Genomic DNA, 21,807 nt, shown 5'->3' on the forward strand with positions numbered 1-21,807 from the left:
ACCATGAGCGGCGAGATACTCTTTTCCACCGATGGCGACATCGCCACGCTGACCCTCTCCAACCCTGACAAGCTCAACGCGATCGACTCCGCGATGTGGATTGCGCTGCGCGAAGCGTTCGAGCGCATCGCTGCGACGCCCGCCCTGCGCTGCGTGATCCTGCGCGGCGCTGGCGACAAGGCCTTCGCCGCGGGCGGCGATATCGAGGAGTTCCTGACCGTGCGCGCGACCGTCGACGACGCACTGCACTATCACGACACGCTGGTGGCGGCGGCACTGGATGCGATCCGCGCATGCGCGATTCCGACCGTTGCCGCGATACAGGGCGCGTGCGTCGGCGGCGGGCTGGAAATCGCCGGATGCTGTGACCTGCGCATCGCGGGCGAGTCGGCACGCTTCGGCGCACCGATCAACCGCCTGGGCTTCTCGATGTATCCGGGCGAGATGGCGGGCCTGCTGGATCTCGTCGGTCCGGCGGTGCTGCTGGAGATCCTGCTCGAGGGGCGCATCCTCGACGCGCGCGAGGCGCTGCAGAAGGGGCTGCTGACGCGGGTCGTCGACGACGAGAAGGTGCTGGACGAGGCCCTTGCGAGCGCAGCGCGCATCGTCGCCGGCGCGCCGCTGGTCGCGCGCTGGCACAAGCAGTGGGTGCACCGCTTGATGCGCGGGGGGGCGTTAAGCGCAGAGGAAAAGCGCGCTGCGTTCGATTTCCTCGCGACCAAGGATTACAGGGAAGGGTTGGAGGCGTTCTTCGCCAAGCGCAAGCCGGTGTTCAGCGGGCGCTGAGCTGAGCTTCCTGCGATCCGCCTTGCTACCCGAGCCACGCCGCCGGAAGCACTGCGCGCAGGTCCAGATTCGCCGCCACGCTGTCCGCCAGCCGGTCGAGGTCGGCTTCGCGCCGCGCCGCGAGATCGACCGTCTCGACCTCCCCCGCCCCGGCCCAGGCGAGCAGCGACGACAGGGCTTCGGGCGTGTCGAGGAGGCCATGAAGATAGGTTCCGAGGATCTGCCCGTCGGCCGACAGCGCACCATCGGGGCGCCCGTCGGCGAAGCGTAGTGCTGGGCGGTCGAGCGCCGCGCCGCGGCTCACGCCCATGTGGATCTCGTAGCCGGCGACCACCGCTCCGCCCGGCAAGCACAGACTCCCGCTGCGGTTCTCGAGTTGCTTTTCGGCTTCCAGCACCGTCTCCATGTCGAGCAGGCCCAGCCCCGCGACGGTGTTCGCGCTTCCTTCGAGCCCCAGCGGGTCGGCCAGCGCACCACCGAGCATCTGGAAGCCGCCGCAGATGCCGATCACCTTGCCACCGTAGCGCACGTGCCGCTTGATCGCCGGCTCCCAGCCCTGCGCGCGCAGCCAGGCAAGGTCGGCCTGCACGCTCTTGGAGCCCGGCAGCACGATCAGGTCGGCGGGCGGTATGGCCTGCCCCGGTCCGACCCAGCGGAAATCGACCTGCGGATGCAGGCGCAGCGCGTCGAGGTCGGTGTGGTTGGAGATGCGCGGATAAACCGGCGCGACGACGCGCAGGCGCGCCTCGCCCTTGTCCGCACAGGCCTCGCCGAGCGCATCCTCGGCATCGAGGAAGAGTCCGTGCAGGTAGGGCAGCACGCCCAGCACCGGGCGGCCGGTGCGTTCCTCCAGCCAGTCCAGGCCGGACTGCAGCAGGCCGATGTCGCCGCGGAAGCGGTTGATGACGAAGCCCTTCACGCGCGCCTGTTCAGACGGCGACAGCAGTTCGAGCGTGCCCACGAGATGCGCGAACACGCCGCCGCGATCGATGTCAGCGACGAGGATCACCGGCACGTCGGCCGCTTCCGCGAAGCCCATGTTGGCGATGTCGCGGTCGCGCAGGTTGATTTCGGCTGGGCTCCCGGCGCCTTCGACCAGCACGCAATCGTAGCCGCTCGTGAGGCGGTCCCAGGACTGCATCACGGCCTTCATCGCGGTCGGCTTGTAGGCGTGGTAGTCGCGCGCGGACAGGTTGGCGGCGACTTTGCCGTGGATGACGACCTGCGCGCCGATGTCGGTGGAGGGCTTGAGCAGCACGGGATTGAAGTCGGTATGCGGCGCGACGCCCGCGGCGAGCGCCTGCAGCGCCTGCGCGCGGCCGATCTCGCCGCCGTCCGCGGTCACCGCCGAGTTCAGCGCCATGTTCTGCGGCTTGAACGGCGCCACGCGCACGCCACGTCGCGCGAGCACACGCGCGATACCCGCAACCAGCGTGCTCTTGCCCGCGTCGGAGGTGGTTCCCTGCACCATCAGGGTGATTGCTTGCGGCATGGCGTAGAATCCCGGCTCGTTCAAAGCGGCGGATTATCGCCGATAAGCTTCGCGCCGATGATTTCCTTGTTCGTCAAACTCCTCGCCGGCATCGCGCTCGACCACCTGCTCGGCGAGCCGCGCCGCTGGCATCCGCTGGTCGGCTTCGGCCGCTGGGCCGGCTGGCTGGAATCGCGCCTGCGCCCGCGGATGCCGACCCGCGCGGGCGGACTGCTCGCGTGGCTGCTGGCGGTCGGGCCGTGGCTCATGCTCGCGCTGTGGCTGCGCGCAAGCCACCCGGCAGCGCACTGGGTCATCGACATCGCCCTGCTCTATTTCGCGCTCGGTGCGCGCAGCCTCGGCCAGCATGCCGAGGCGATTGCCGCGCCGCTCGCGGCCGGCGACCTCGACCTGGCGCGCGAGCGCGTGGGCTGGATCGTCAGCCGCGACACGCGCGCGCTGGACGAAGCCGGCGTCGCCAAGGCCGGCACCGAGTCGGTGCTGGAGAACGGCAACGATGCGGTCTTCGGCGCGCTGTTCTGGTTCTGCGTCGCAGGCGGTGCGGGCGCTCTGGTGTTTCGCCTCGCCAACACGCTGGACGCGATGTGGGGCTACCGCACCGAACGCTTCATCCGCTTCGGCTGGGCGGCGGCGCGCCTCGACGACGTGCTGAACTGGCTGCCGGCGCGGCTCACCGCGCTGACCTACGCGCTGCTCGGCCGCAGCCGCGACGCGCTGGTGTGCTGGCGCGCGCAGGCGCCGGCCTGGGACAGCCCCAACGCCGGACCGGTGATGGCCGCCGGCGCCGGGGCGCTGGGCGTGCAGCTCGGCGGCGCGGCGATCTACCACGGCCGCGAGGAGCTACGCCCACCGCTCGGCTGCGGCCGCACGCCCGACGCCGCCAGCGTGCGCGCGGCGGTGCGGCTGATGCAGCACGGCATGTGCTTGTGGCTGGGCGTAGTCGCCACCGCGGCGATCGTCGCGACGCTTGCGGGAACGAAATGATGGGCTTTGCTGGCGCTGTGATGCGGGAGCACACCCATGCTTGAGCACGGCGGGCGCCTGCGCCGCGCGGCGCAGCACTATGGCATCCCGCTCGCCGACTGGCTGGATCTGTCGACGGGCATCAACCCGCACGCCTGGCCGGTCCCGCCCGTTCCGGCAGCTGCGTGGCACCGCCTGCCCGAGGACGACGACGGACTCGAAGCCGCCGCCGCGGCCTACTACGGCACCGACCAGCTGCTGTCGGTGGCCGGCTCGCAGCCTGCGATCCAGGCGCTGCCGGTCTTGATTCCCGGCGAACGTGTGACGGTGCTCGCGCCAACCTATGCCGAGCATCCGCATGCCTGGCGTGGTCGCACGCTGCGCGCGGTCGACGCGGAGGAAATCGACGCGGCGATCGACGACACCGACGTGCTGCTCCTCGTGCATCCGAACAATCCGTCCGGCGCGCGCTTCTCGCGCGAGCGCCTCCTCGGCTGGCACGCGCGGCTTGCTGCGCGCGGCGGCTGGCTGGTCGTGGACGAGGCATTTATCGACACGGAGCCTGCCGAAAGCCTGGCCGGCGCCGCCGGACGCGACAGGCTCGTGGTGCTGCGCTCGCTCGGCAAGTTCTTCGGCCTGGCCGGGGCACGCGTGGGCTTCATTCTCGCGCCGGCGGCATTGCGCGAACGCCTGGCCGACCTCCTCGGGCCATGGACCTTGAGCGGCCCCGCCCGCCACGTCGCGCGCGCGGCCCTGGCCGACCGGGCATGGCAGGACGCGATGCGCGCGCGCCTGCAGGGCGAAGCGGCACGTCTCGCCACGCTGCTGCGGCGCAACGGCCTCGGCGAACCCACCGGACCGGCGCTCTTCCAGTGGGTGCGGCGCCCGGACGCCCAGGCGGTGCATGACCGCCTCGCGCGCGCCGGAATCCTTGTCCGCCTGTTCGAGGAACCGGCGAGCCTGCGCTTCGGCCTGCCGCCGGACGAGGCCGGCTGGAGCCGCCTCGCCGCGGCGCTCGACAGCCTGCGCCGGCCCGCCTGACGTGCAGCTCGACCATTACGTCAACACGATAGGCCGCCACCTGCGTGCGCGCTTCGGCGAACGCGTGCACAAGCTGCCGCTGCACGCCAACTTCACCTGCCCCAACCGCGACGGCACGCTCGGGCGCGGCGGCTGCACCTTCTGCAACGTGCGCTCGTTCAGCGACGAGGCCGAGGCGCCGATCGCGCAGCAGCTCGCGGCCGGGCGCATCCGCGCCGACCGCGCGCGCCGCTACCTCGCCTACTTCCAGGCCTACACCAGCACCTATGCGGAGGTGGCGACGCTACAGCGGCTGTACGAAGAGGCGCTGACCGGCGCCGACATCGTCGGCCTGTGCGTCGGCACGCGTCCCGACTGCGTGCCCGATGCGGCCCTCGATCTGCTCGCCGGGTACCGCGAGCGCGGCTACGAGGTGTGGCTGGAGCTGGGCCTGCAAAGCGCCTTCGACGACACGCTCGCCCGCATCAATCGCGGCCACGGCTTCGCGGCCTACGCGGACGCGACGGCGCGCGCGCATGTGCGCGGGATTCCGGTGTGCACGCACCTCATCGTCGGCCTGCCCGGCGAAGCGCCCGAGCGCAGTATCGACACGCTGGAACGCGTGCTGGACCACGGCGTCGCGGGGCTGAAACTGCACCCGCTGATGATCGTCAAGGGCAGCCGCCTCGCGGCCGCGTGGCGCCGCGGCGAGGTCGCACCGCCGGATGCGGCGCGTTACGCCGAGGTCGCCGCCGAGATGATCCGGCGCACGCCCGCGGAGGTCGTCTATCACCGTGTGTCCGCAACCGCCAACGCCCCGACGCTGCTCGCCCCCGCGTGGTGCGCTGGCCGCTTCGAGGGCATCCACGAGATCGCACGCCGGCTCGCCGCGAACGGGCCGCAGGGCTGCCTCACTGCCCGCCCGCTGACACATCCTCCCCGGCCCACCCCGGTGCAACGCGCCGCGCTACACCCGAACTGAGACACCGATGCCACGCCGCCCAGCCCTTTCCCGCCGCAGAGCGGTCCTCGCCACGATCCTCGTCGCTGCCGCCGTTGCAGCGACCGGCGCCCAGGCGGAAATCGCGATGCGCGACGACACCGGCCGCGAGGTGAAGCTCGCACGCCCCGCCCAGCGCATCGTGAGCCTCGCCCCCCACGTCACCGAGCTGCTGTTCGCGGCGGGCGCGGGCGAGCGCATCGTCGGGGTGGTGGCATACAGCGATTACCCCGAAGCGGCGCGCAAGCTGCCGCGTGTGGGCGGCTACACCAACGTCGACATGGAGGCGGTCGCCGCGCTCAAACCCGACCTCGTGATTGCATGGAAGAGCGGCAACCGCGGCGCGCACCTGGACAAGCTCGCGGCACTGGGCATCCCGGTCTTCCTGAACGAGCCGCGCAGCCTGGACGACGTCGCGCGCAGCCTGGAAATCATGGGCCGGCTCGCCGGCGCCGACGCGGCTGGCCGCGCCGCGGCGGACGCATTCCGGGCGCGCAAGGGGGCGCTCGCCGCGGGCTTCGGACAACGCCCGCGCGTGAGGATGTTCTACCAGATCTGGGACAAGCCGCTGATGACGATCAACGACGAGCATCTGATCTCGGACGTGATCCGCCTGTGCGGCGGCGAGAACGTGTTCGCCAGGCTCACGCAGCTGGCGCCGACGATTGGCGTGGAAAGCGTTCTGGCGGCCGACCCCGAGGTGATCGTCGCGAGCGGCATGGGCGAGGCACGGCCGGAATGGTTGGACAGCTGGAAGCGCTGGCCGAAGCTCACTGCGACCGCACGTGACAATCTCTACTTCGTACCGCCGGAACTGATCCAGCGCCACACGCCGCGCATCCTCGACGGGGCCGCGATGCTGTGCGACCAGCTTGAGATGGCGCGCGCCAAGCGCCCCGCCGGAAACAGGTGAAGCGGAGCGAACGAAGGGACTTTTTGACGACGTGGCCCGGCCGCGCTCAGGCGCGGCGAGCGCGCTCGTAACGCTGGCGCCAGTCGCGCCGTGAATCCTGCCACCACGCACGGTCGAACACCCACGACAACGTCGGCAGGATGGGACCGAGATGGGTGTTGGCCAGCGACTCGCCGCCGCACACGGGGACCTTCGGATCGACGCGCAGCACGCGCAGGCGCTCGGCAAGCGTGGGATGGAAGTCGGCCTCGGACGCGGCGCCGCCGAACATGTCGTGAATGTTCACCGGGCCGGGCTGCGGTCGGCGGAATCCCGCAAGCACGCCCAGCCCCATCTCGCGGAAGGGGCGGATCAGCGGCTGGGGCGTGGAACGGCTTTGCGCCATGACCTTGCGCCAGTAGTCCTCGTTGAGGAAACGCTCCTTCAGCGCGACCTCGACCAGCGCCTCACCCACCCGCTGGGCACCGACCACGCGCGCTGCGCCGGCATCGGCCTCGAACTCCTCCAGGCGCGACAGGCGCATCGCCGCGCGCAGGTCGCCCGCGGTCCACTTGTCCAGCGCGCGACCAAGGCGCGGCGCATCCTCGATGCAGCGGTCGAGCGCGCGGAACCACCACGCGCGCAGGTGCCCCCACCAGCCGTCCAGCCCGCGGCGCTGTGCTGCGAGGTGGGCGAATTCGTGCGCGAGGATCGCGCCGAACTGGCGCCGGGTGATGCTGTGCGCCAGCGGCAGGCCGATCATCAGGTGCGTTTCGAGCGGGCCGACCCAGCCCCAACGTGGCCGTTGCAGAATCGCTGCATTCATGTCGCCGACCACCCACACCGCGTCGATGCGGATTCCGCCAAAGCGCTTGCCGGTGCGCTCGATGAGGCGGAACAGCCCTTCCGCGAGTTCCTCCGGCAGGCGCACGCCGTCGGGGCGGGCAACCGGCGCGAACAGCCAGCCGCACACGAGCACGCACAAGGCCGTCGCGATCAGGAAGCTGACGACCGCAACCAGTGCCAGCAACACGTTGCCCGCGACCAGGGCTGACCAGGTTTCGACGACCAGCTTCACCACGACGGCGCCCAGCACGAAGGCGAGCAGCCCCATTGCCGAGAGGCCCGCCGTGGCGCGCAGACCGAGCCGGCGAGCGAGCCGTGCGCGAGTGCGCGAGAGGCGGTTTTGGACTGCGGCCATGAACGAGGCACCCCGAGAAACCATGATCGAAACACGGAATATACTTAACAAGACGTAAGCACAACATTGCACCTTAGTGATACGTCCGCCAACAATTTGCATATAAATCAATGTAGAAGCAGCGCAGAACGTGGAAATCCGCCTTACACGATCATTGTTGCGCCGCAGGAAAAAAGTGTAGAATTGCAACACCTGTGTCCTTGACCAATCGGTCACAGGCCCTCCGATACACCCCCGTTGCGACCATTTCCGGTCGCACAACCCCGCCCGCCTCGATTGGTGTCGCTCTAACGCAGCGACAGGCCGTCGCTGGAGCATCCTTCTTGATCACTTCCGAAGTTTCCTTCGCCAGTCTCGGACTGGCCGAACCCCTTTTGCGCGCCATTTCCGAATCGGGCTACACGCAACCGACGCCGATCCAGGCGCAGGCCATTCCGCTGGTGCTGGCCGGTGGCGACCTGCTTGCCGCAGCCCAGACCGGCACCGGCAAGACCGCGGGCTTCACGCTGCCGCTGCTGCACCGGCTGTCCACCACCTCCGCCAGCGCCCCCAAGGCCGGTCGTCCGCGCTGCCTGATCCTGACCCCGACGCGCGAACTCGCGGCACAGGTCGAGGAATCCGTGCAGACCTACGGCAAGCACCTGCCGCTGACCTCGATGGTCATGTTCGGCGGCGTGAACATCAATCCGCAGATCACGGCACTGAAGAAGCGCGTCGACATCCTCGTCGCGACCCCCGGGCGTCTGCTGGACCATGCCGGGCAGAAGACGGTGGACCTGTCCGGGGTCGAGATCCTCGTCCTCGACGAGGCCGACCGCATGCTGGACATGGGCTTCATCCGCGACATCCGCAAGGTGCTCGCGCTGCTGCCGAAGCAGCGCCAGAACCTGCTGTTCTCGGCGACCTTCTCGGACGAGATCCGCTCGCTCGCCAACGGCCTGCTGAACAACCCCGGCTGCGTCGAGGTCGCTCGCCGCAACACCACCACCGAACTGGTCGAACAGTCCGTGTATTCGGTGCCGCAGAAGCAGAAACGCGACCTGCTCGTGCATCTGGTGAAGGAACACGACTGGCATCAGGTGCTGGTGTTCACGCGCACCAAGCACGGCGCCAACCGGCTGGCCGAATACCTCGGCAAGCACGGCATTCCGGCCGCGGCGATCCACGGCAACAAGAGCCAGGCGGCGCGCACGCGCGCGCTGTCGCAGTTCAAGGACAACTCATTGCCGGTTCTGGTGGCGACGGACATCGCGGCGCGCGGCCTGGACATCGACCAGTTGCCGCAGGTGGTGAACTTCGAGCTGCCGAACGTGCCGGAAGACTACGTGCACCGCATCGGCCGCACGGGCCGCGCCGGGGCGACGGGCAAGGCGATCTCCTTCGTCGACAGTGAGGAGCGGCCTTATCTGGCGTCGATCGAGCGCCTGATCAAGCGCAGCATCGAGCGCGCCACGGTGCCGGAATTCGTGACCCACGCGCCCGATCCGGGCGACAACGACCGCCCGCCGCGCGATCCGCGCCAGGCGTCGGGACGGCGCAATGACGGCCGCGCTCCGCGCCAGCCGCAGACCGAACGTCCCGCGCCGCGGGCGCAGGCACATGGGGCGAACCGCCAGCCGGCACGCCAAGGCGCGCAAGGCCCCGCGGGCAACGGCGGCAAGCCGGCGAATCGCCCGGCGCACAACGGCGAGACGAACCGGAACGGTGCGCCGCGCGGTCAGGACGCAGGCGCCACTCGCGCGCCGCGCACGGGCGATGCGCCGCGCGCAGCGGCACGTCCGGATTCGGGGCGCAGCCCGGCGCCGCGCGCTGCGCTCTTCAGCGCCAAGCCGGGCAATCGGCGCGACTGAGGCGGCAACCAAGCCGGCAATTGCGGCGGCAACTGAGCGTCACCGCGACGGGGGCGGCTCAGCCGCGCCGCACCCCGACGACTTTTTGATAGAGACCACCGAACAAGGTGGTCTTTTTCCATTCGAACCCCTCGCCCCGCGGCGAAATCGCAGTGATGTCGACATCGAGTAGCGAAGGGGCGAAAGGCTCGAGCCAGCGGAAGACCTGCGCCATGACGGGACGCAGGGGATGCCAGGGCCGGGTGCGATGGTAATCGACGAACACGATCTTGCCGCCCGGCTCGACCGCCCCGAGGAGGTTGTGCACGATGCACGCCCGCTCGACCGGCGGGACTTCATGCAGCAGGAAGAAGCAGCACACCGCCTCGTGTGACTCGGGTGCGAGGCAATCGGGCCGCGCCAGGTCGCCCTGGCGCACCTCGGCGTGCGTGAGTCCGTCGAGCTTGCGGCGGGCATTCGCAACCTGGATCGGCGCGACGTCGATGACTTCGAGTGCGCCCGTGTCGCCGACACGCTCGGCGAGCAGGCGCGAGAACGGTCCGTAGACACACGCGGCCTGCAACAGGCGCTGACCCGGAGCGAACTCCTCGACCGCTGCGCGCATCAGGCGCCGGGCGTTGCCCCACAGGATGGCGGAAACGACCCATTCCTTGTCCAGCCAGGGCAGGGTGCGATGGCTCAGATAGGCCCAGTGATAGGTGCGCGACAGGTAGGACGGCACGGCACAGGCGTTTGTCGCAGGCTGCATCATGGCGGGATCGGCAGAAATCTGTGTCATGCCCGCCAGCATAACCGGATCCGCTGAAGCGGGGAACGCCGAGTGCATACTCCGGCAGTATTCACGGGGATGCGGACTCCCCGGCATGGGCAGGCGGGGCTGGCTGGCGCTTGCCGCGGCGGCTTCCGTCCGAGGTCGCTGCCCGAGGTCGCAGCACTTGCATCGCGGGATGAATATCGCCTATGCTCCGCGCTGAATTCGATCCGGGTTCCCCTGCGTGCGACCGCGCGCCGGGGTGAAACGGGAAGTCCGGTGACGTCCGGGGACATGCTCCCCCGACCAGTCCGGCGCAGCCCCCGCTGCTGTAAGCCTGACGGATCCGCCACATGCCACTGAGCCTTGCGCTCGGGAAGGCGGCGGAATCCGGTGGAAGGCGAGCCAGAAGACCGGCCCGATCGATTTGGAAGGTTTGTGCCCCGGGGTGTGGGCTTGCCGACTGGAATCCGATCGCGTCCGCTGCGGGCTTCTGCCCGTTCGCGCCGTCTCATCGACCCAGCCTCAAGTTTCGTTTCCGCTTCCCCGGTGCGTGTTCAATGCACTCGCGGGGAGCCGTATGCATTCCAAGTCCCAGCCGGGAACCGTGTGGTTCGTCGGCGCCGGTCCGGGTGATCCGGACCTGATCACCGTGAAGGGCCGCCGCCTGCTCGAACAGGCGGGCGGCATCCTGTTCGCCGGCTCGCTCGTCGATCAGGCGGCGACACTCCACGCCCCCAAAGGCTGCACGATCCGCGACTCGAAGGACATGACGCTCGAGGAGATGAGCGCATGGCTGATCGACGCGGCATCCCGCAGCGAGACCGTCGTGCGGCTGCAGACCGGAGATCCTGGCCTGTACGGAGCGTTGATCGAGATGACGCGGCTGCTCGATGCGGCGGGGGTGCGGTGGAAGGTCGTGCCGGGCGTGTCCTCGGCGCTCGCCTCCGCTGCCGCCGCCGGCGAAACGCTGACGCTGCCGGAAGTCACGCAGACCGTGATCCTCACCCGCGTCGCCGGCCGCACGCCGATGCCGGCGGGCGAGGAGCTCGATGCGCTCGCGGCGCACCGCACGACGTTGTGCATCTTCCTGTCGATCACGCTGCTGCACGAGGTGCAGGACGCGCTACGCCGCGCCGGCTGGCCGGAGGACGCGCCCATCCTCGTCGTGCAGAAGGCGAGCTGGCCGGGCGAGGAGAAGATCGTGCGCGGCACGCTCGCCGACATCAAGAAGAAGTGCCAGGCAGAAAGAATCGCCTCGCAGGCCATGATCATCGCCAGCCCCGCCCTGGGCGCACGCGACTGGCCGGAGATCGCCCGTTCGAAACTCTACGACCCGGCCTTCAGTCACCGCTTCCGCCGGGCCAACGTCACGGAGAACGCATGATGCAAGACACCACGATCCTGCTGGTGGGCCACGGCTCGCGCAATCGCGCGGGCAACGACGAGATCGAACGCTTTGCCGCCGAATGGCGCGCGCGCCGCCCGGAGTGGCGCATCGAGGCCTGCTTCATCGAGTACGCCGACGTGCTGCTCGACACCGGGCTCGACCGCGCCGCCCGCGGGGCGAAGCGCGTGATCGTGATCCCCTTCATCCTCAACGCGGCGGGCCACGTGAAGATGGAGATCCCGGCGGCGATCGAGGCGGCGCGCGGACGCCATCCGGGCGTGGCCTTCGACTGCACGCGCCACCTCGGCGTGGGGCGCGAGATCTTCGAGGTGCTGATGAACCAGCTCGACCGCCTGATGCGCGCACTGCACATGCCCGATCCCTGCACGACCGGCGTGATCCTGCTCGGCCGCGGCTCGTCGGATGCGGGCGCGAACGGCGAGCTCGCAAAGATGGCGCGCTGGATCTTCGAGGATACCGACCACGAGCTCGTCGACCTCGCCTTCACCGGGGTGACCTGGCCGCGGCTGGAAACGGCGGTGCAGCGCCAGGTGCGCCTGGGCATGACCCAGATCGCGGTGGTGCCGGTGTATCTCTTCACCGGCGTGCTGATCGAGCGCATCGACGCGCAGCTTGCGCGGCTGCGCGCGCAGTACCCGCAAATCGCCTTCGCGCTCGGCACGCATTTCGGCTTCGACGCGGGGATTTTCGGGCTGGTCGAGGCACGCGTCGCGGATGCCGGCGGCAATGAAGGCAGTCTCCTCGAATGCGATGGCTGCAAGTACCGCCTCGCCGCCGAGGCCGAACACCTGCACGACCACAGCCACACGGCAGGCCACCACGCGCACGCCGGGCACGACCACCTATACCACGATCACGGCCACGCCTGTTCCCACCACTCATCGACCAACAACCGACCGCACGCCGGTTGCACCCACCACTCCCACGCCTGAACCATGCACACGAACGTCGTCACCGAACAGCTCACCGCCGCCGGACGTGCGATCGAGCACGACTCCTTCGCCATCATCGACGCCGAGGTGGGCGGCCACGACTACGGGCCGGACCAGTGGCCCGTCGTGCGCCGCATGATCCACGCCAACGCGGACTTCGAATTCAACGGCCTGACCGATTTTCACGGCGACGCGGTGGCGGCGGGCCTCGCAGCGATCATCAGAGGCGGCACACGCATCGTCGCCGACGTCGAGATGATCTGCGTCGGCCTGTCGGCCTCGCGCCTCGCGCACTTCGGCATGAGCACGCACCAGTTCATCTCGGACGCGGACGTGATCGCGCAGGCCAAGGCCGAGGAGACCACGCGCGCCGTGCAGGCGATGCGCAAGGCGCACCGCCAGGGGCTGCTGGACGGCGCGATCGTCGGCATCGGCAACGCGCCGACCGCGCTGATCGAGGTCGTGCGCCTGATCCGCGAGGAAGGCGCGCGCCCGGCGCTGGTGATCGGCATGCCGGTCGGCTTCGTGTCGGCGGCCGAGTCGAAGGACCTGATGGCGGAAGTCGATGAGGTGCCCTGGATCGTGATCCGCGGCCGCAAGGGCGGCTCGACGCTGGTCGTCGCGGCGATCCATGCGCTGCTGGGGCTGGCCGAAGCGCGCCAGCGCGAACAGCAAGCGCAGACGGCTTAAGCGGGGGCGAACCATGGCAGCGGACCACGCCTTGCCGGAGAAGGTACGCAAGGGCGACGCGAAGCGCGAGCGCGGCAACCGCACGGGCTTCACGACCGGCGCGAACTCGGCCGCCGCGGCGACCGCGGCGACGCTCGGCCTCGTGCATGGCGAGGTACCGGCCGAGATCGAGTGCGTGCTGCCGAACACGATGCACGTGACGTTTCGCATCACCGAGGGCCGCATCGAGGGCGACTGCGCCCACGCGGTGAGCATCAAGGACGCGGGTGATGATCCGGACGCGACCGACAAGGCGCACCTGAGCGCCGACGTGCGACGCATCCCGAACGGCGGCGGCGAAGTGATCCTGAAGGGCGGCCCGGGCGTCGGCGTGGTCACGAAACCGGGCCTCGGGCTCGAAGTCGGCGGCCCGGCGATCAACCCGGTGCCGCGGAAGAGCATCTGCGAGAACGTCGCACGCGCCGGCGCCGCGATCCTTGCCGCTGGCGACAGCCTGGAGGTGACGATCTCGGTGCCCGGCGGCGAGGAGATGGCGAAGAAGACGCTCAACGCGCGCCTGGGCATCCTCGGCGGCATCTCCATCCTCGGCACGACCGGGATCGTGCGGCCCTACTCGACCGCGGCGTTCCGCGCGAGCGTGATCCAGGCGGTCGACGTCGCCGCGAACCAGGGCCAGACGACGGTGGTGTTCACCACCGGCGGGCGCACCGAGAAGTGCGCGATGCGCGAGCTCCCCGAGCTCGACGAGGCCTGCTTCGTGCAGATGGGCGACTTCGTCAAGGCGGCGTTCTCGACCGCGGTAAAGCACGGGATGCAGCGCGTCGTCGTCGGCGCGATGGTCGGGAAGCTCACGAAGATCGCGCAGGGCCTGTCGGTGACGCACGCCTGGCGCGAGGAGATCGACCGCGCGCTGATCGCGGAGGCGGCGACCGAGGTCGGCGCGCCGCCGGACGTCGTCGAGCAGATCCGCGCCGCCGAGACCGCGCGCTTCGCCGCCGAAAGCCTCGCCGAACTGGGCCTCACCGTGCCCTTCCACCGCGCGCTCGCGATGCGCGCGATCCGTTCCTTGCGCGAACGCTATCCCGGCCCGCACCGGCTGACCGTGCTCGCGTGCAACTTCGAAGGCGTGCCCATCATCACCGTGGAGGAATCGGAATGTCTGACCTGCGCTGCCTGATCCTGGGCATCCTCGACGACGGCTGGGAGGGGCTCTCCGCCGCCGGCCGCGCACGGCTGGCCGCCAGCCGCATCATGATCGGCGCGCGCCGCACACTGGATCTCGTCGCGCCGCATCTGGGCGGTGACATCGAGCTGCGCGACATGGACGGCGCGCTCGGCAAGACGCCCGAATGGGTGCGTGCCGCGCTCGCCGACTGCCTGCCGGTGACCGTGCTCGCCACCGGCGACCCGCTGTGCCACGGCATCGGGCGCTTCCTGATCGACAAGCTCGGGGCGGGGAAAATCGAGGTGCAGCCCGCGCCCTCGACGATCGCGCTCGCCTGCGCGCGACTCAACAAGACCTGGCAGGACGCGGCGATCCGCTCCTGCCACGGCGCGGATGCGGGCGAATGGTTCGAAGGCGCGACACCCGAGCACGGGCTGTATCCCATCGTCCGCGCGGTCGCCGAACACACGCGCGTCGCGGCCTTCACGGGGCCCGCGAACAGCCCGGACCGCATCGCGCGGGCGCTCCTCGCCGCGGGCTACGGCGACGATTTGTGCATTTCGGTCGCAGCACGGCTGTGCCTGCAGGACGAGGAGATCTTCACCGACCTCGCGCTCGCGGAGGCGGCCACCCGCGAATTCCCCGCCCCGAACATCGTCGTGATCGACGGTGCGACCGCTTCCGCCCCCCGCGCCGTGTTCGGCTTCGAGGACGCTGACTTCGTCCAACGCCAGCCAGAGAAGGGTCTGATCACCAAGCTCGAAGCGCGCGCGGTGTCGCTAGCGAAGCTCGGCCTGCGCGCCGACAGCCTCGTCTGGGACATCGGCGCCGGATCGGGCTCCGTCGGACTGGAGGCCTCGCGCATCGCCCGCCTCGGCCACGTCTGGGCGATCGAGAAGAACAGCGCCGACGCCGCGAATGCACGCGAAAACGCCCGCCGCCTGCAGGCGACGAATTACACGCTGGTCGAGGGCAAGGCGCCGGACGGCCTGGACGCGTGGCCCGATCCGGATGCGGTCTTCATCGGCGGCTCGGGCGGCGAGCTCGCGCAGCTGATCGCGCTGTGCCTTGCGCGCCTGAAGCTCGCCGGGCGGCTGGTGATGAACTTCGTCACCATCGAGAACCTGGCGACCGCGACTGCGGCGCTCGCCGCCGCCGGCGCCGAGTGGGACGTGACGATGCTGTCAGCCGCGCGCAGCCAGCCGATTCTCGACATGCACCGGCTCGCGGCGCAGAACCCGGTTTGGATCGTGACCGCCAGAAGGAGTCCTTCCGCAACCACCGCCGCTCGCCCTGAGCCTGTCGAAGGGCAATCGCAGGACTTGGACAGACTCAGCCCGAACGGGCTTTGAGTTCGCAACTTCGACAAGAGAACAACAATGAACAACACGCTCCCCACGCCCCGCTACGGCCGCCTGATCGGCGTATCCCTCGGCCCCGGCGATCCCGACCTGATCACGCGCCGCGGCTGGGCCGCGCTGCAGTCGGACGCGCGCTGGACCTATCCGGTGAAGAAGGCCGAGGAGCGCTCCTACGCCCTCGACATCGTCGTGCGCGCCGGCCTCGACGTGCCGACCGACGCGGTCGAGCTGGTGTTCCCGATGACGCGCGACGCGGTAGCGCTCGCGAAGGCCTGGGCGCGCGCCGCCGCCCGCACCGCCGAACTCCTCGCCGAAGGGCGCGACGTCGCCTTCCTCGTCGAGGGCGACGCGTCGACCTACTCGACTTTCCGCCACCTTGCCCGCGCGGTGCGCGAGCTCGCACCCGCGGTCGAACTCGAAACCATCCCTGGCGTCAGCTCCTTCGCCGCCGCGGCCGCCTGCGCCGACCTCGCGCTCGCCGAGGAAGACGAGACCGTCGCGGTGATCCCTGCGGCCTACGGCGTGTCGGTGATCGACCACCTGCTCGACGAGTTCGACACGCTGGTGCTGATGAAGGTGAAGCCGCTGCTCGACGAGGTGCTCGATCTGCTCGAAGCGCGCGGACTCCTCGCGACGAGCTGCTTCGTCGAGAAGGTCGGCTCGCCCGAGGAGCGCGTGGTGAAGGACGTCGCGAGCCTGCGCGGCGAGAAGGTCAATTACCTGTCGCTGCTGCTGGTGCAGAACCCCAAGCGCGCGCGCGGCGAGCTGCGTCGCGGCTGCCGCAAGCGTGCGGAATCAAGCGCAGCCGAGGTCGCCGCATGAACGTCCAACTGCCATTACCCAACGAACGCGTCGCGGTGGTCTCGATCACCCGGCACGGCATCGCGCTCGCCGGAAAGGTCGTCGCAGCGATCCCCGGCGCACGGCTCTTCGCACCCGAAAAATTCCGCGCCGAAGCCGAAGCCGCCGCACCCGGCGCCGCCACCTGCTACACGGGCAAGACCGGCGACCAGATCCCGGCGCTTTTCGCGGGCTTCGACGGCATCGTCGCGATCGTGTCGCTCGGCGCCGTCGTGCGCCTGATCGCGCCGCACCTGAAGGCCAAGGAGCAGGACCCCGGCATCGTCGTGCTCGACGAAGGCGGCCGCTACGCGATTCCCGTGCTCTCCGGCCACCTCGGCGGCGCCAATGCGCTTGCCGGCGTGCTCGCATCGGCGCTGGGCGCGCAGCCGGTGCTGACCACCGCCTCCGACGCGCGCGAGACGCTCGCCGTCGATCTGCTCGGCCGCGAACTCGGGTGGACCTTCGACGCGAGCCACGACGAGATCGTGCGCGCGAGCGCTGCGGTCGTGAACGACGAACCGGTCGCGCTCGTGCAGGAAGCGGGCAGCCGCGACTGGTGGGCGCGCCACGCCAACGGCCGCAGCGGCCCGCTGCCGGCGAACCTGCAGCGCTTCGAGCGCCTCGAGGACGTCGATCCCGAAGCATTCGGCGCGGTGCTGTGGATCAGCCGGCGCGAGTTGCCCGCCGGCTGGGCCGAACGCCTCGCCGGCCGCCGCGTGATCTACCGTCCGCCCCAGGAGGCGGCGTGAGCGCCGCAGGCAATCCTGCTCACAAGGCCGTCGCCCTCGGCCTGGGCTGCGACCGCAGCACGCCGGCGGAGACGATCGCCCGCGCGATCGACGAGGCGCTCGCGCAAGCGGGCGCAAGCCTCGCCGATGTGCGCGCCGTCGCGAGCATCGACCTCAAGGCCGACGAAGCCGGGTTGCTCGAAATCGCGACGCTGCTCGGCTGGACGATCGCGTTCCATCCGGCGGCGGCGCTCGCGGCGGTGCCCGTGCCGAATCCATCCGAGACGGTACGCCACCATACCGGCACGCCATCGGTCTCGGAAGCCGCCGCGCTGCTCGCCGCCGGCACCGACCTCACGCAACTCGTCGTCGAAAAACACAAGCTGCGCGGCCCGGACGGGCGTAACGCCACCGTGTCGGTCGCCCGCATGCCGGGATCGAACTGATTTTCAAACGTTGTCCCACACCCATCGAAGAAGGAGAACCACCATGCAACAGCAAGCCACCCTGCACATCGCCCGTCCGAAGAGCGCCCTGCTCGCGATCGCGATGCCCGTCCTCACCGCCGCGCTGCTCGGCGTCGTGATCGTCTATGGCGTGGGTTTCAGCCCCATCGCCGCGGCCCACAACGCCGCCCACGACGCCCGCCACGTCAACGTCTTCCCCTGCCATTGATCGCGGAGCCGCACATGCTGTTCCGTCGCATCGTCCTGTGCGCGCTGCTGGTCGGCGCACTCGCCGGCCTGCTCGTGAGTGCCGTGCAGCACTGGCAGGCCATCCCGCTCATCGCCGCGGCCGAGGTGTTCGAAGGATCGGCGGATCCGGCCGAGCCCACGCTCGCCGCGACCGCGCATGATCACGATCACGACCATGCCGGCGGCGATGCACACGCGCACGACGCGGAGACATGGGCGCCGGAAGACGGCGGCGAACGGCATGTGTGGACCGCGATCGCGAACGTGCTCACTGCAATCGGCTTCGGCCTCGTGCTGGTCGCGGCGATCACGACCTGGGAACACCTGCGCGGCGGGCCGCTCGCGTCGGCCGGCACCGGCCTCGTGTGGGGGGCGGCGGGCTGGATCTGCGTCTTCGGCCTGCCGACGCTGGGGCTACCGCCCGAACTTCCCGGCAGCGTCGCCGCGCCGCTCGGCGATCGACAGGGCTGGTGGCTGCTCGCCGCCACAAGCGGGGCGGCCGGGCTCGCCCTGCTCGCCTTCGTCCGCGGCCCGCTGCGCCTGGCGGGCATCGCGGTGCTTCTGCTGCCCTTCGCCGTCGGCGCCCCGCACCTCGCAGGCGGCCCTTTCGCCGGCTACGACATCGGGATCGCGCGGCAGATGGAAGCGCTCGCCGGCTCCTTCGCGTTCGCGACGACAATCGCCACCGCCGTGCAGTGGCTCGCGCTCGGCGCGCTGTCCGGTTTGGCGGTCGCACGCTGGGTGCGGCCGGCGCTCGCAGAGCTGGCTCCAACGCCGTAGGGCGGAATAAGCGGCGCATCCCGCCAACCAAATGCCCGACGGCACGCTACCGCCGCATGGCAGGATCTGCCTCCGGCCTCTCCTGCCCTACCCCTTCAAGCCAGAGAGAACCTCATCATGACCCGCGGAAAAATCATGCTCGTCGGCCTCGGCCCCGGCAGCGTCGAACACATGAGCGGACGCGCGCGCGCCGCGATCGCCGAGGCCGACACCATCATCGGCTACGTCACCTACATCCGCCTCGTCGCCGACCTCGTCGAAGGCAAGGAGGTCGTCAAGAAATCGATGACCGAGGAACTCGACCGCGCCATCGAGGCCCTCGACCGCGCCCGCCAGGGCAGGAAGGTCGCGCTGATCTCGTCGGGCGATGCCGGCGTCTACGGCATGGCCGGGCCCACCTTCGAGGTGCTGTTCCAGGCCGGCTGGACGCCCCCCACTGGCCAACCCGGCGACATCGAGGTCGAGATCGTCCCCGGCGCCTCGGCGCTCAATACCTGCGCGGCGCTGGTCGGCGCGCCGCTCACGCATGACTTCTGCGCGATCTCCCTCTCCGACCTGCTGACGCCCTGGCCCGTGATCGCGCGCCGCCTCAACGCCGCCGCCGCCGCCGATTTCGTCGTCGCCCTCTACAACCCCAAGAGCGGACGGCGCTCGCGCCAGATCGTCGAGGCGCAGCGTCTCTTCCTCGCGCATCGCCGCCCCGACACGCCGGTCGCGATCGTGAAGTCCGCCTACCGGCCCAGGCAGCGCATCGAGTTCACGACCCTCGACAGGATGACCGCGTGCGAGATCGGCATGCTCAGCACCGTGCTGATCGGCAACTCCAACACCTTCGTGCGCGAAGGTCTGATGGTCACGCCGCGCGGCTACGCGAACAAGTACGACGTCGAGTCGGGCGCCGCACGCGACGGCGAGAAAGCCGGGCGCTCGTTGTCGACCGGCCTCGACGGCTGGCTCGAAGCGCTCCGCGCGAGCGGCGAGAGCGTCGATGAGCTCGCCCGCCGCCACGGTCTGCCCGCCGATTACATCGCCGCGACGCTCGCCGACACGAATGACGACGCCGCGGCCTCCGCCGAGGACGCGGCAGTCGCGTGACCCGGTGAGACGCACGGCCCCCGTGCGACCACGCTGGCATTCCGGTAATACAATGCCATGAACGGGACGAGAAACCGATCACTTCTCGGCCCTCGCCATCGATAGGCAAAACCAATCCGTTTCGCCATACGCATCCGTACGTTTTCCATACGCATCAGTATGGACGCGACTATAATCGCGCCCGAATCGATACATAAATAGTCGAAGCCAGGGAGAGGAAGGACATGAGCGTACATACCCAGTATCAGCAAAAGAAGATGAGCCCCGCGGACGCCGCCGGGCTCGTGAAGTCGGGCGACACCATCGTCGTGCCGACCGGCGTGGGCGAACCGCCGGCGCTGCTCGAAGCGCTGTCCGCACGCCGGCACGGCCTCGAGAACGTCGTCGTCAGCCAGATCCTGCCGTTGCGCAAGTACGGCTACTTCGACCCCGAGACCGTCACCAACGTGCGCCACAGCGCCTACTTCTTCGGCGGCGCTTCGCGGCCGGGCGGCCAGGCGGGCTGGGTGGACTTCATGCCCAACTATTTCTCCGAGATCCCGCAGCTCATCGAGCGCGGCCTGACGCCGGCCGACGTCGTGTTCTCGATGGCCTCGCAGATGGACGAGCACGGCTACTTCGCACTCTCTCTCGGACCCGACTACACCATGGCCGCAATAAAGAAGGCGCGCACGGTGGTCCTCGAAGTCAATCCGAACGTCCCTTTCACCTACGGCGACTGCCACGTGCACATCTCGCAGGTCGCGGCGCTGGTCGAGAGCGACGCCCCGCTCCTCGAAGTCGGCCTGCCCAAGATCGGCCCCGTCCAGGAAGCGATCGGCAAGTACGTTGCCGACCTGATCGACGATGGCGCCACGCTGCAGATCGGCTACGGCGGCATCCCCGACGCGGTCGTCATGCAGCTCAAGCACAAGCACGACCTCGGCATCCACACCGAGATGATCGGCGACGGCATCCTGTCGCTGATCGAATCCGGCGCCGTGACGAACCGCCGGAAGACGCTCAAGCCCGGCAAGATGCTCGCGACCTTCGCGCTCGGGTCGAACAAGCTCTACCAGTACATGCACCGCAACCCGACGCTGGAGATGCATCCGGTCGACGTCACCAACGACCCGTACTACGCGGCGCAGAACGACAACCTCGTCGCCATCAACGCCACGATGCAGGTCGATTTCCTCGGCCAGTGCGGCTCGGAGAGCCTCGGCTCCCTGCCCTACTCCGGCACCGGCGGCCAGGTCGATTTCGTGCGCGCGGCGAACCGCTCCAGGGGCGGCAAGGCCTTCATCGTGCTGCCCTCGACGGCCAAGGACGACACCATCTCGCGCATCGTGCCGACCCTCGCGCCGGGCACCCACGTCACGACGAGCAAGAACGACATCAACTACGTCGTCACCGAATACGGGGTCGCGCAGTTGCGCGGCAAGACGGCGAAGCAGCGCTGCGAGGCGCTGATCGGCATCGCGCACCCGAACTTCCGCGGCGAACTGCGCGAGGGGGCGAAGCGCATGAACCTGCTATAAGAAAACACCCCGCGCGCCAACCCGCGGACGGGCCTTCGCCCGGTGGGCTGTCGTGAGCGCCTGCCCGATGGGCGAAGGCCCCTCCGCGCCCCCCGAAGGCCCCGGATGCCGCAAAATATCGCCCTGACAAGAAAACAGGACGACCTCGCCCAATGCCCCCCCACCGCTACCTCGACGACTTCACCCCCGGCGAACGCTTCACCACCGCCGGCATCACCATCACCGAAGGCCAGATCATCGACTTCGCGATGGTGTACGACCCCCAGCCCTTCCACCTCGACACCCACGCCGCCGCGCAATCCCCCTACGGCGGCCTCATCGCCAGCGGCTTTCAGACCGTCGCGCTGACCTTTCGCCTCTTCATCCAGACCGGCATCATCGCCGACTCCAGCATCGGCTCGCCCGGCATCGACGAACTGCGCTGGCTCGCCCCGGTCCGCCCCGGCGACAGCCTCCACGCCGAACTCGAAGTCCTCGAAGTCAGGCCCTCGCGCTCCAAGCCCGACCGCGGCATCGTCCGCATGCTGTACAAGACCATCAACCAGCACGGCGACACCGTCGCCTCCTACATCGGCAACCACCTGCTCAAACGCGCCCCGCAACTCACCGACTGAAGCCGCGCCGCACGGCGC

At 69.7% G+C, this 21,807-nt stretch carries 22 protein-coding genes and 1 riboswitch; of the genes, 19 read left to right on the forward strand and 3 right to left on the reverse strand.

The annotated features are described in order from the left end of the window. Positions 1 to 3 precede the first annotated feature (3 nt). Entirely contained in the window at positions 4 to 786 is a 783-nt protein-coding gene (locus tag ToN1_RS10025) for an enoyl-CoA hydratase/isomerase family protein (protein ID WP_169206812.1), read from the forward strand. Between the two features lie 25 nt (positions 787 to 811). Here the strand turns inward: ToN1_RS10025 and ToN1_RS10030 are convergent, their stop codons facing one another. Beyond that, complete coding sequence (locus tag ToN1_RS10030) at positions 812 to 2,278, reverse strand: cobyric acid synthase (protein ID WP_169206813.1); 1,467 nt, start codon at positions 2,276 to 2,278, stop codon at positions 812 to 814. Between the two features lie 57 nt (positions 2,279 to 2,335). Here ToN1_RS10030 and cbiB point away from each other — a divergent pair, with 57 nt between their 5' ends. From cbiB to ToN1_RS10050, 4 genes are read left to right on the forward strand one after another with little or no spacing between them, the layout of a single operon-like run. Further along, positions 2,336 to 3,262 carry an adenosylcobinamide-phosphate synthase CbiB gene (gene cbiB / locus ToN1_RS10035; RefSeq protein WP_169206814.1) on the forward strand — a complete coding sequence of 309 codons (927 nt, stop codon included), beginning with the start codon at positions 2,336 to 2,338 and terminating at the stop codon, positions 3,260 to 3,262. A gap of 36 nt (positions 3,263 to 3,298) precedes the next feature. Further along, positions 3,299 to 4,282 carry a threonine-phosphate decarboxylase CobD gene (cobD, locus tag ToN1_RS10040; protein ID WP_169206815.1) on the forward strand — a complete coding sequence of 328 codons (984 nt, stop codon included), beginning with the start codon at positions 3,299 to 3,301 and terminating at the stop codon, positions 4,280 to 4,282. Position 4,283: 1 nt separating this feature from the next. Beyond that, entirely contained in the window at positions 4,284 to 5,243 is a 960-nt protein-coding gene (gene mnmL / locus ToN1_RS10045; protein WP_169206816.1) for a tRNA modification radical SAM protein MnmL/YtqA, read from the forward strand. 7 nt (positions 5,244 to 5,250) lie between these two features. Further along, a complete protein-coding gene (locus ToN1_RS10050) occupies positions 5,251 to 6,174 on the forward strand; it encodes a cobalamin-binding protein (protein WP_169206817.1) in 924 nt (307 codons plus the stop codon). A 46-nt stretch (positions 6,175 to 6,220) separates the two neighbouring features. Here ToN1_RS10050 and ToN1_RS10055 read toward each other — a convergent pair whose 3' ends face one another. Next, the gene (locus ToN1_RS10055) at positions 6,221 to 7,354 is read right to left on the reverse strand and encodes a M48 family metallopeptidase (RefSeq protein WP_244861014.1); all 1,134 of its coding nucleotides are present in this window, start codon (positions 7,352 to 7,354) and stop codon (positions 6,221 to 6,223) included. Positions 7,355 to 7,677: 323 nt separating this feature from the next. On the opposite strand from ToN1_RS10055, the gene ToN1_RS10060 reads away from it, so the two are divergent. Then, positions 7,678 to 9,204, forward strand: coding sequence for a DEAD/DEAH box helicase (locus tag ToN1_RS10060; RefSeq protein ID WP_210148084.1), 1,527 nt, complete (start codon positions 7,678 to 7,680; stop codon positions 9,202 to 9,204). Positions 9,205 to 9,262: 58 nt separating this feature from the next. Here ToN1_RS10060 and rquA read toward each other — a convergent pair whose 3' ends face one another. Then, positions 9,263 to 9,955: a rhodoquinone biosynthesis methyltransferase RquA gene (gene rquA / locus ToN1_RS10065; RefSeq protein ID WP_244861015.1), complete on the reverse strand. Its 693-nt coding sequence runs from the start codon at positions 9,953 to 9,955 to the stop codon at positions 9,263 to 9,265. A 214-nt stretch (positions 9,956 to 10,169) separates the two neighbouring features. Continuing rightward, positions 10,170 to 10,391, forward strand: a riboswitch (cobalamin riboswitch). Between the two features lie 144 nt (positions 10,392 to 10,535). Between rquA and cobM the strand changes: the two genes are divergently transcribed. From cobM to ToN1_RS10130, 13 genes are all read left to right on the forward strand, one after another. After that, positions 10,536 to 11,342, forward strand: a complete 807-nt coding sequence (gene cobM, locus ToN1_RS10070; RefSeq protein WP_169206819.1) for a precorrin-4 C(11)-methyltransferase — start codon at positions 10,536 to 10,538, stop codon at positions 11,340 to 11,342. Then, the gene (locus tag ToN1_RS10075) at positions 11,342 to 12,298 is read left to right on the forward strand and encodes a sirohydrochlorin chelatase (RefSeq protein ID WP_169206867.1); all 957 of its coding nucleotides are present in this window, start codon (positions 11,342 to 11,344) and stop codon (positions 12,296 to 12,298) included. Before cobM ends, ToN1_RS10075 begins: the two co-directional genes overlap by 1 nt. Before the next feature lie 3 nt (positions 12,299 to 12,301). Beyond that, positions 12,302 to 12,988, forward strand: a complete 687-nt coding sequence (locus tag ToN1_RS10080) for a precorrin-8X methylmutase (protein WP_169206820.1) — start codon at positions 12,302 to 12,304, stop codon at positions 12,986 to 12,988. 13 nt (positions 12,989 to 13,001) lie between these two features. Further along, complete coding sequence (locus ToN1_RS10085) at positions 13,002 to 14,165, forward strand: cobalt-precorrin-5B (C(1))-methyltransferase (protein WP_169206821.1); 1,164 nt, start codon at positions 13,002 to 13,004, stop codon at positions 14,163 to 14,165. After that, positions 14,144 to 15,505, forward strand: a complete 1,362-nt coding sequence (cbiE, locus tag ToN1_RS10090; RefSeq protein ID WP_210148085.1) for a precorrin-6y C5,15-methyltransferase (decarboxylating) subunit CbiE — start codon at positions 14,144 to 14,146, stop codon at positions 15,503 to 15,505. Before ToN1_RS10085 ends, cbiE begins: the two co-directional genes overlap by 22 nt. Positions 15,506 to 15,532: 27 nt before the next feature. Next, the gene (gene cobI, locus ToN1_RS10095; RefSeq protein ID WP_169206823.1) at positions 15,533 to 16,336 is read left to right on the forward strand and encodes a precorrin-2 C(20)-methyltransferase; all 804 of its coding nucleotides are present in this window, start codon (positions 15,533 to 15,535) and stop codon (positions 16,334 to 16,336) included. Next, positions 16,333 to 17,106 carry a cobalamin biosynthesis central domain-containing protein gene (locus ToN1_RS10100; RefSeq protein ID WP_169206824.1) on the forward strand — a complete coding sequence of 258 codons (774 nt, stop codon included), beginning with the start codon at positions 16,333 to 16,335 and terminating at the stop codon, positions 17,104 to 17,106. The genes cobI and ToN1_RS10100 overlap by 4 nt, the downstream gene beginning before the upstream one ends. Further along, positions 17,103 to 17,531 carry a cobalamin biosynthesis protein gene (locus ToN1_RS10105; RefSeq protein WP_169206825.1) on the forward strand — a complete coding sequence of 143 codons (429 nt, stop codon included), beginning with the start codon at positions 17,103 to 17,105 and terminating at the stop codon, positions 17,529 to 17,531. Before ToN1_RS10100 ends, ToN1_RS10105 begins: the two co-directional genes overlap by 4 nt. A gap of 43 nt (positions 17,532 to 17,574) precedes the next feature. Then, complete coding sequence (locus ToN1_RS10110) at positions 17,575 to 17,760, forward strand: CbtB domain-containing protein (RefSeq protein WP_169206826.1); 186 nt, start codon at positions 17,575 to 17,577, stop codon at positions 17,758 to 17,760. A 14-nt stretch (positions 17,761 to 17,774) separates the two neighbouring features. Then, a complete protein-coding gene (locus ToN1_RS10115; RefSeq protein ID WP_169206827.1) occupies positions 17,775 to 18,560 on the forward strand; it encodes a CbtA family protein in 786 nt (261 codons plus the stop codon). A gap of 117 nt (positions 18,561 to 18,677) precedes the next feature. Further along, a complete protein-coding gene (gene cobJ / locus ToN1_RS10120) occupies positions 18,678 to 19,655 on the forward strand; it encodes a precorrin-3B C(17)-methyltransferase (RefSeq protein ID WP_169206828.1) in 978 nt (325 codons plus the stop codon). Positions 19,656 to 19,879: 224 nt separating this feature from the next. Further along, positions 19,880 to 21,175 (forward strand): acetyl-CoA hydrolase/transferase family protein, encoded by a 1,296-nt coding sequence (locus tag ToN1_RS10125; RefSeq protein WP_169206829.1) that lies wholly within the window; start codon positions 19,880 to 19,882, stop codon positions 21,173 to 21,175. A gap of 152 nt (positions 21,176 to 21,327) precedes the next feature. Then, positions 21,328 to 21,789 (forward strand): MaoC family dehydratase, encoded by a 462-nt coding sequence (locus ToN1_RS10130; protein ID WP_169206830.1) that lies wholly within the window; start codon positions 21,328 to 21,330, stop codon positions 21,787 to 21,789. Positions 21,790 to 21,807: the final 18 nt, after the last annotated feature.

The sequence above is a fragment of the Aromatoleum petrolei genome, from assembly GCF_017894385.1.
GTDB lineage: Bacteria > Pseudomonadota > Gammaproteobacteria > Burkholderiales > Rhodocyclaceae > Aromatoleum > Aromatoleum petrolei.